This window comes from Hungatella sp. SL.1.14 (assembly GCF_024460495.1).
Classification (GTDB): Bacteria; Bacillota; Clostridia; order Lachnospirales; family Lachnospiraceae; genus Hungatella; species Hungatella hathewayi.
Map to the genome: position 1 here is coordinate 1 of NZ_JANFYJ010000445.1, position 294 is coordinate 294.

Sequence of the window (294 nt, forward strand, 5' to 3'; positions counted from 1 at the left end):
AGGGCTTATTTAAAGGGGGAGCGCTCTTCGGGAGAATGGCTGAAGGCCGACCGGAATGTGCAGTTTAAGGGAGCAAAAGAGGGAACGCTGGATTTACATGGAGGCTGGTATGACGCATCTGGTGATTTTGGAATTCATCTGACCCAGCTGTCTCACACCGCCGTTTTCAACCCCATGCAGTCCCTTCTGCCTTCCTACGTCTGTTTCGATCTTGTGGGACGGATGGTACGGGAGGAGCTGCAGGACTGCCGGATTCTGAAAAAGGAGCTTCTCGACGTGGGGTACTGGGGGGCT

General features: G+C 54.4%; 1 pseudogene. It reads left to right on the plus strand.

The features are described 5' to 3' along the window. Positions 1-294: pseudogene (locus NE473_RS31760) on the plus strand (glycoside hydrolase family 9 protein); the annotation flags it as partial.